Source organism: Lachnoanaerobaculum sanguinis (assembly GCF_033242365.1).
GTDB lineage: Bacteria > Bacillota > Clostridia > Lachnospirales > Lachnospiraceae > Lachnoanaerobaculum > Lachnoanaerobaculum sanguinis.
In genome coordinates this window covers 1-9,592 of the sequence record NZ_BTHK01000030.1, presented here as the reverse complement: position 1 = coordinate 9,592, position 9,592 = coordinate 1, and the positions used below count along the sequence as shown (strand labels likewise).

The window sequence follows — 9,592 nt, the reverse complement described above, 5'->3', positions numbered from 1 at the left end:
GGCTTACTTCCTCCTGATAAACCTTTAGCTTCTTGATCAATCTACTAAATCTATATCCTCAAATAAGTTGCCTACTTAAGACAGCTTATTTAAGTGCGCCGGTTTATGGCTTACCTCTACCTTCTTTCACACTATTCTCCTGTCATTCACTGTATTTATTCATAACTCTTATATTAAACCAACTAAATAAAGCCATTAAAATAAAAAGCATGATAGCTAAAGTAGAAGCATACCCTATATTCAAGTTTGTAAAAGACTCCATTGCTATACGATAAGCTATCAATGATGTATCTTCTCCCGGCCCTCCGGATGTCATTGCATATACCAAATCAAATGATGTTAATCTCCATAATGTAAAAGGTATACATAATGTAATAATATTCCTTATAATTAAAGGTAATGTGATTTTAAAGAATATTTGAAAAGAATTTGCTCCGTCTACTTTAGCCGCCTCATAAATATCACCTGAAATGAACTGAAGTCCGGATAATACAAGTATTGCAAAAAATGGTAAATCTTTCCATAAATCCATTGCTATAACAGCACTACGAGCAGATCCGGTATTTATTAACCAATTAAATTGAAACTCCGGTATGAATCTTCTAATTAAATCATTTACCAATCCATAATCATTATTAAATCCCCATTTTGCCGCCATTCCTATAACTACAGCCGGCATAGCCCAAGGTATAAGTACTATTGTTCTTAAAAACCTCCTACCTCTGAATTTCAAATTAAGTATCAATGCAAGTATAGTACCTAATATAACATGAAAGAACATTGATACTACTACAAAAATAGAAGTAAATTCAATAGAGGAAATTACTTTATCATCTTTAAACACCTCTATATAATTTTTAAATCCTACAAACTCGTTTATACCTGACAGAACTTTAATATTATACATACTATTTTTAAAAGTAATAATTATAGGATAAATTGTGGTAAATCCCCTTATCAAAAGTACAGGTAAAATCAAAATTATAGGTATATACCTTATTGACTTTTTGCTTATGTTCAAAATAATTCCTCCTATAAATAAAATGAGTGCTGCAGTAATATTTTATTTATAAATTCCTACACTGTAGCACTCTTTGGATTATATATTATTTATATTTATCTACCAAATCCTGTGCTTTTTTGCAAAAATCATCTACTGATATTTCACCCTTCATACAAGACTGGTAAATTGTTCCCATATCTGTGATAAACTCCATAGTTTGCGGAAGCATTGGGCGTCCCTGTACATTACATTCTGAAGCATATCTGGTGTACATCTCCTTTGCAGGGTCGCTGTCAGGAACTACCTTCTCGGCAACATCTTTTCTTGCAGGGTAACGATCAAAAGCCTTATATGACGCTTCCATTCCACCCTCAGATGCCATATACTTTAAAAACTTTATTGCCGCTTCCTTATTTTTTGATGCAGAATTCAATACATAACTCCATGAATCTGTAAATATAGCTCTATTACCGTCATCTGTCATTGAGGGCACCATAGCCATATGAATCTTGTCATCACCAAGCATACCTGCTTTCTGATAATCAGATCCCAATCCCCACATAAACCAACAACCATATTTTCCATCATTTGCCTTTGGATTCATCTGCTCATATTTATCCGCAATTTGATCAATTGGTGTTTCATTATTTTTTACCATATCATATAAGAATTGTATTGCTTCCTTATTTTCAGGTCTTGTCCAGTCAAAATAATCGCCACCGAACATATTTACAAATTGTGCTATTTCATTAAACACATATGTTTTTTCCCAAGATCCACCATACCCATAAGTACCGTTTACTGAAGCAGCTGACATATATTTTTTAAAATCTTCCTTTGTATCTATAGAAGTTATTCCGGCATTATCCATTATTTTTTGATTTACCCAAAAGGCCAAATATCCTGAATATCCGGGTACTCCGATAACATTTCCTTCTTTATCGGTAATCATCTGCTCCAAATATCCCTTTGCAAATTCACCACGAATATCATCGGTCATAACTGTATCATTAAGTCCATCAAGCCAACCTGAATTTTTAAATGATGCACTCATTTCATCATTAATTTCCAATATATCTACACTTGAATCACCTGTAGAAAGTATAGTTGTAATCTTTTGCTGTCTCGTGTCAGAGTCTGTAGGTGCTGCAATTACATTAATCTTTAATCCTGTAGCATCTTGAACATTATTTAACCATTCATCAAAATCGGCATCTGTAGTATTGATACTATATAATGTCAAATCATATTTGGAATTTCCACCGTTTTCCGAGTTTTTGCTTGACTGTGTTGTTCCGGATCCACAGCCGGCTAACAGACCTGTTAATAGTACTGTACTTAACATTACACTCTTTATTCTTTTATTCATCTTTCCTCCTTATTGTCCCTAAAACACTTCACTTACACATATAGGACGTATGCTTTTTGATAATTACATCATAGTAGAATTTATAATTTTCAAAAATACAATATATTATGATTCATTTATATTATTTTTGTTTATATTGTTTTGTTTTTTTTTACAGTCTATAATTGCTTATATGTTTACAAGGAGGTTCTTATGCCTATTATAAGATATATCAAAAATTTTATATTTTCAAAATATCATCATAGATTGATTTTTTCTTTTTTGATTTGTACTTTACTGCCTCTTATTTTAATGGGCTCAGTGTTGTACAGTATTACACATAAAATTGCAGGTGACAGCATATTAAATTCTATTATACTTGCAGATGATCAACTAAATATAAGAATCAATAACAGATTAAATCAAGCTGAAAAAGTATCTAATACTATTCAATATGATATGTATTCTTTGATGCAAAAAATGTCTGATAGTAGAGAAGATTTTGCAATAGTTTCGAATGTTAGAGACAATATTTCTCTACTTAAATCAACTTTTGATTTTTATCATATTGATATTTTTTTAGACGATAAAAATATTGCGGCTTCAGAGGGACTTTTTTTCCATCCTTTATCCGATCTAAGAAAAATAGGCCTTGAAGATATTATAAATTCTAATCAAAAATGGATTTATAAAAAACAGTACACTCTTCCTTATGTTATTGATAACACAAAAAATCCTCAAGATGTAATAGCTTGTTTTAATGTATTAAATAATCAAGTTTCAGGTAATACCGAATACGTTTATTTAGTACTCTTACGCACTGATGAGCTTTCAAAAATGCTGCAGGACAGTTTTGAAAGTGTCGATTTAACAGGATATATAATAGATAAAAATGGGACTGTTATTTCACATACAAGTAAAGAACTCATAGGTACCAAGATAAATAACATTGATTTAAATATAAATCCTGATAATACTATAGTTGAGAACAGCAGCTTATATTATCACATAGTTGTTCTTGATAATGGATGGTATCATATAACTGAAATTCCTAAAAATTATATTTTTAAGCATATATACACATTACTTAGAACGTTTATTATAATAATATTTTTATCTGTTCCTATAATACTGTTGGTTATTTTTTTTACTTCAATCAATTTAACCGATAGAATCAGTAAACTGTCTTCCGCTATGGATAATTTTAAACTTGGTAAAAAAAGTATTGATTTGGATTATATATCTGCATTAGATAACAATTATTCTTTTGATGAGGTGGATAAACTTGGACTGACATTTTTAAATATGCAATCATCAATTAATAAAAATATGCAATCTATTTTGGAGCTTACTTTATCCGAAGAAAAGCTTAAGTACCAGCTTCTTCAATCCCAGATAAATCCTCATTTTTTATATAATATTTTGGGAACAATACAAACTTGTCAAACAATAGGAAAAATAGACATAGCCAATCATATGATCAGTAACCTTACTCGTTTTTATAGAATGTCACTTAGAAAATCTGATGAAAAGATAAAGATAAAAGACGAATTGGAAATTTCCAAATTATATCTGGAAATGGAACAACTTTGTCGTCAAGATACACTTAGCTGGACTATAAATGCTGAAGAAGGTATAGAGAACTTTTTAATATGTAAGTTTACATTACAACCTTTTCTGGAGAACTCAATTTTACATGGATACTCATCTAAAAAAACAAATATACATATCAATATAAATATTTGCTATGGAGATGATGAAGTTATTATTACTATAGAGGATAATGGCTGTGGTATTCCAAATGATAAGTTAGAACAAATCCGATATAAATTAAGTAATCATATAGTAGACTATAACCAACATTTCGGCATTTGTAATGTTAATAAAAGAATTTCAAATACTGACTTTGGAAACGGTATCGTCCTGATTGAAAGTGAAGAAAGAAAAGGTACAAAAATTATAATAAAATATGCTCAAATGGAGGATTTCTCTTGAAAAAAGTAGTTTTAGCCGATGATAATTATATTGTCTCAGAAGGTATAAAATTAAATATTAACTGGAATGAATTAAATGCAGAAATAGTTTTAATTGCAAAAAGTGGACAGGAAGTACTTAATTATATAATTGATAATCATGTTGATTTAATAATAACTGATATTGAAATGCCGAACTTAAACGAAATTTCTCTAAGCCGTGAGGCTATAAAAATTAATCCATACATTAAAATAATCTTGATTAGTGCATATGATAAATTTGAATATGCAAAACAGGCTGTCAGTATTGGAGTTTACGATTATATTGAAAAGCCTATAGATTATGATTTCTTATATAAAAAGATAAAAAGTTCTTTTGAAATAATAGATAGAGAGCAACGTAATCTGTCTATTGTAAAGGAAAGCAGACAACTTATGATAACCAAATTTTTCCAGGAGTTACTATATTTCTCAACTGATAAAACATTAGGATATTTTGATAAATATATAAGCTATCTGGAATTGGATATAAGTTATTCGCATTTCAATATAATCAAAATGGAAATTGAAAGTTCTTCTATGCTTGAAGAAAATAACGGGGTTTTAACATTTCAAACGGAAATACTAAATATATCGGATGTATTCCTAAGTAAATGTAAAATTTTTGATAATGTCTATTATATACAGGACTTAAATAATTTAATCTTTATAATAGCACAAAACAGTAAAACACCTGCACATTTCCAGTATGTAATCCATAATGTAATTTCATCTTTTATAGATAATTATAAATCTCCAATATTAAATATAAATGTTGGAATTGGTACTATTGTTGATAGTATATCAAAGCTTCATGTATCATATGAAAATGCATGTCATGCTCTAAAATATAGGTTTTTTTATCCTAACCAAAGTATATTTGATGCTGTTGAAGCTACCGGTAAAGAATTCAGTTTATTATCCACATCAGATTCAGATGATGATGAACTTATCGGACTGCTATGCAAAAAAGATAATTCATCAATTGAAGAATGGCTTAAAAACTTCTTTGATGATTTATCAACAAAATATAAAAATAAAAATATTATGTTTATACGTATATATTCTCTGCTTGGCAAAATATTGAGATTTCTATATGAAATAAATATTGATACTAAGGACTTGGAAGAAAGAGTAATATCTGTATATAGCCGTTTTGATACATTTCACACATATGAGCAATTTTTATTATGGATGAGAGAACTTTGCAATTTGGTATGTGATAAACTAAATTTTTCTCTAAAATCCTACCATGAACATACATATGAATTGGTAGATAATTATATTAAAAATAATTTTGAGGATAATACTCTCAGTCTGAATGACATAGCAAAATATGCAAATATGAGTCCATCATACTTAAGTGCATTGTATAAAAAAAATAACAACCAAAGTATAAGCGATACTATCACATCATACCGCATTGATGCAGCAAAGGAATATTTAATTAAAACAAACTTATCTTTAAAAGAAATAAGTATTAAATGCGGTTACGCAAACCAATATTATTTCAGCACAAGTTTTAAAAAACAATTAGGTATATCTCCATCCGGCTACAGAGAAAAGTATTCATCATTATAAATTTATCAAAAGATTACGGAGGAGTGACTCTTTTTTAACCACTCCTCCCTCTTTCATGGCTGCCATTTCCCGACAGCCCCCGTTTTTTCTATTATTTATAATTTACAATCTTTCCGAAATCCGGCTTAAGGCTTGCTCCACCTACTAATCCGCCGTCGATGTCAGCCTCTGCAAAAAGCTCTGCCGCATTAGCTGCATTAACTGAACCGCCGTACTGAATTCTGATCTTTTCGGCTACATCGCTTCCATATACTTCTTTGATGCACTCTCTGATAGCCTTGCAAACTTCCTCAGCCTGTGCAGTTGTAGCAGTCTTACCTGTTCCTATTGCCCAGATTGGCTCGTAAGCGATAACAGCGTTTGCAGCGTTCTCTGCACTTACATTTTGGAATGCAATCTTTATCTGTGTTCTGATAAAGTCTATTGCAATACCCTGCTCTCTCTGTGTAAGAGTCTCACCGCAGCAGATGATCGGTGTGATACCGTACTCAAATGCCTTAAGTACTTTCTTGTTTACAGTCTCATCTGTCTCCGCAAAGTATTCTCTTCTCTCTGAATGTCCTATGATAACATACTTAACACCTACATCTGTAAGCATATTTGGTGCGATTTCTCCTGTGTATGCACCGCTCTCCTCATAGTACATATTCTCTGCACCGATCTGAATATTGCTTCCTTTTGCAGCCTCTATAGCCGGTATTATATCAATTGCCGGTACACAGAAAACAACATCTACTTCGTCATTTGCAACTAAAGGCTTTAACTCATTGATTAATGCAGTTGTCTCTGAAGGAGTTTTATTCATCTTCCAGTTACCTGCAATAATTTTTCTTCTTGCCATAATATTCTCCGTTCTTTTCGGGGAAGCCTTGGCATTCCCCTATATTTAAAAATTTTATCTGTTGTCAGCTGCCGCTACACCCGGTAATTCCTTACCCTCTAAGAATTCAAGTGAAGCACCACCACCTGTAGAAATATGTGTCATCTTATCTGCAAATCCAAGTCTCTTTACCGCATTTACAGAGTCTCCACCACCGATAACAGTTGTAGCATCCTTAAGATCTGCTACAGCTCTGCATACTTCAAGTGTTCCCTCTGCAAACTTCTCAAACTCGAATACACCCATAGGTCCGTTCCATACTACAGTCTTTGCACCTTCAAGAGCCTTCTTATAGTTCTCTATTGTCTTAGGTCCGATATCAAATCCTGACCATCCTGCATCTATAGTATCAACTACCTTAGATTCTGTATCATTTGAGAATTCCTTACCCTCTACATGGTCTACAGGAAGTAAAAGGTTTACGCCTCTTTCCTTAGCCTTATTTACCATCTCAAGTGCGTAGTCAAGCTTATCCTCTTCACAAAGTGAGTTTCCGATTTCCTCTCCCTTTGCCTTTAAGAATGTATATGCCATACCTCCACCGATGATAAGTGTATCTACCTTCTCTAAGAGGTTATTGATAACATTGATCTTATCTGAAACCTTAGCTCCACCAAGGATTGCTACGAACGGACGAACAGGATTCTCTACAGCCTCTCCGAGGAACTTGATTTCCTTCTCCATAAGGTATCCTACAACATTTTCCTTACAGAACTTTGTTACACCTACGTTTGAGCAATGTGCTCTGTGAGCTGTACCGAATGCATCGTTTACAAAGATATTGTCATCACAAAGTGCAGCAAGCTCTTTTGCATACTCTACAGCTGAATCTTCCTTACCGTACTTTGTCTCTTCAGCTCTGTAACGTGTATTCTCAAGTAATAAAACTTCTCCGTCCTTAAGTTCTGCTGCAAGCTTTCTTGTCTCTTCTCCTGTTACCTTAGGATCTGAAACGAACTTTACATTTACTCCAAGTCTCTCTGAAAGTGCCGGAGCTACAGGTGCAAGGCTCATCTCAGGTAAAGGCTCGCCCTTCGGCTTTCCAAGATGTGAGCAAAGAATAACTTTAGCTCCGCCGTCAAGGAGTTTCTTTATTGTTGGGATTGCTCCGTCTATACGATTGTAGTTCTGGATAACTCCGTCCTTTAAAGGAACATTGAAGTCACAACGAACCAATACTTTCTGACCTTTTAAATTCTTTAAATCATCTACTGTTTTCTTGTTAAGCATAGTTTCTCCTTATTAATAAAAAAGGCGATCCGGCCCAATATGACCGGACCACCTTGGTCTCTTATACTATTTATAATTATGCTAATTCAGCAAAGTACTTGATTGTTCTAACCATCTGTGATGTGTAAGAATTCTCGTTATCATACCATGAAACAACCTGAACCTGATATAAATCATCAGCTATAGGTGTTACCATTGTCTGTGTTGCATCAAATAATGAACCATACTGCATACCGATAACATCTGATGAAACGATCTCATCCTCTGTGTATCCGAATGATGCAGATGCGGCAGCCTTCATTGCAGCATTGATATCTTCTTTTGTAAGTCCTGCCTTCTTTACAACAGCTGTAAGGATTGTTGTAGAACCTGTTGGAACAGGAACTCTCTGTGCAGATCCGATAAGCTTTCCGTTAAGCTCAGGGATAACAAGACCGATAGCCTTTGCAGCACCTGTTGAGTTAGGTACGATATTTGCAGCACCTGCTCTTGCTCTTCTAAGGTCACCCTTTCTGTGTGGTCCGTCAAGGATCATCTGATCACCTGTATAAGCATGGATTGTGCTCATGATACCGCTCTGGATAGGAGCAAGCTTGTTAAGTGTATCAGCCATTGGTGCAAGACAGTTTGTTGTACATGAAGCAGCTGAAATAACTGTATCACTTGCCTTAAGTGTCTTCTCGTTTACGCTGAATACAACTGTAGGAAGATCATTTCCTGCAGGAGCTGAAATAACAACCTTCTTAGCACCTGCTGTGATATGTGCTGATGCCTTATCCTTTGATGTATAGAATCCTGTACACTCAAGTACAACGTCTACACCGATCTGTCCCCAAGGAAGCTTTGAAGCATCCGCCTCTTTGTAGATTGTGATTTTCTTTCCGTCAACTGTGATTGAATCCTCACCTGCCTCTACTGTATGCTTTCCTTCTCCGATACGTCCTGCAAATCCGCCCTGTGCTGTATCATACTTTAAAAGATGAGCCAACATCTTAGGATCTGTAAGATCATTGATTGCTACTACTTCATATCCATCAGCCTCAAACATCTGTCTGAAAGCTAAACGACCAATACGTCCAAAACCGTTAATTGCTACTTTTACTGACATTTTAGTTCCTCCTAAAATTAGTACTTAAAATGATGTTTATCTCAATTGATAATTATTCATCAATCATTTCCAATTGTACAAAATTATAAACATAATTGCAAGTAAATCTTTAAAACTTCTTATTTTATATTTCGTTCTTTACATATCCCGCAATATTTGTTGCATGATCCGATACACGCTCCAAATTACTTATGATATCAAGGAAGGCAATTCCTGCCTGTGGATTACAATCTCCCTTTGACAATCTCTCGATATGCTTTTCTCTCATTTCATCCTCAAGCATATCCACTTCATCCTCGGGTCTTTGACAGTTTGTTCACCTAAATAATCATTAAAAAAGTCCTACAACCCGCATATAACCTACATTCTTCAGTTGAAATTTTTGTCAAAATATTCGTTTTATTATATAGTATTTTCTAGTATTTTATGT

The 9,592-nt window shown here is 33.5% G+C and carries 7 protein-coding genes and 1 pseudogene; 2 read left to right on the top strand and 6 right to left on the bottom strand.

Going from position 1 to position 9,592, the window contains the following annotated elements; genetic code table 11:
* Positions 1 to 142 precede the first annotated feature (142 nt).
* Positions 143 to 1,021: a carbohydrate ABC transporter permease gene (locus tag SBH76_RS13230; RefSeq protein WP_007594961.1), complete on the bottom strand. Its 879-nt coding sequence runs from the start codon at positions 1,019 to 1,021 to the stop codon at positions 143 to 145.
* 85 nt (positions 1,022 to 1,106) lie between these two features.
* Entirely contained in the window at positions 1,107 to 2,372 is a 1,266-nt protein-coding gene (locus SBH76_RS13225; RefSeq protein ID WP_009662013.1) for an ABC transporter substrate-binding protein, read from the bottom strand.
* Between the two features lie 192 nt (positions 2,373 to 2,564).
* On the opposite strand from SBH76_RS13225, the gene SBH76_RS13220 reads away from it, so the two are divergent.
* Complete coding sequence (locus SBH76_RS13220; RefSeq protein WP_317978147.1) at positions 2,565 to 4,346, top strand: sensor histidine kinase; 1,782 nt, start codon at positions 2,565 to 2,567, stop codon at positions 4,344 to 4,346.
* Positions 4,343 to 5,944: a helix-turn-helix domain-containing protein gene (locus SBH76_RS13215; RefSeq protein WP_317978146.1), complete on the top strand. Its 1,602-nt coding sequence runs from the start codon at positions 4,343 to 4,345 to the stop codon at positions 5,942 to 5,944. The genes SBH76_RS13220 and SBH76_RS13215 overlap by 4 nt, the downstream gene beginning before the upstream one ends.
* A gap of 91 nt (positions 5,945 to 6,035) precedes the next feature.
* Here the strand turns inward: SBH76_RS13215 and tpiA are convergent, their stop codons facing one another.
* From tpiA to SBH76_RS13195, 4 genes and pseudogenes are all read right to left on the bottom strand, one after another.
* Positions 6,036 to 6,785, bottom strand: a complete 750-nt coding sequence (gene tpiA / locus SBH76_RS13210; protein ID WP_315034397.1) for a triose-phosphate isomerase — start codon at positions 6,783 to 6,785, stop codon at positions 6,036 to 6,038.
* Positions 6,786 to 6,839: 54 nt separating this feature from the next.
* A complete protein-coding gene (locus tag SBH76_RS13205) occupies positions 6,840 to 8,054 on the bottom strand; it encodes a phosphoglycerate kinase (protein WP_290649383.1) in 1,215 nt (404 codons plus the stop codon).
* Between the two features lie 76 nt (positions 8,055 to 8,130).
* Positions 8,131 to 9,162: a type I glyceraldehyde-3-phosphate dehydrogenase gene (gene gap / locus SBH76_RS13200; protein WP_007594946.1), complete on the bottom strand. Its 1,032-nt coding sequence runs from the start codon at positions 9,160 to 9,162 to the stop codon at positions 8,131 to 8,133.
* 124 nt (positions 9,163 to 9,286) lie between these two features.
* Positions 9,287 to 9,460: pseudogene (locus tag SBH76_RS13195) on the bottom strand (PhoU domain-containing protein); the annotation flags it as partial.
* Positions 9,461 to 9,592 lie beyond the last annotated feature (132 nt).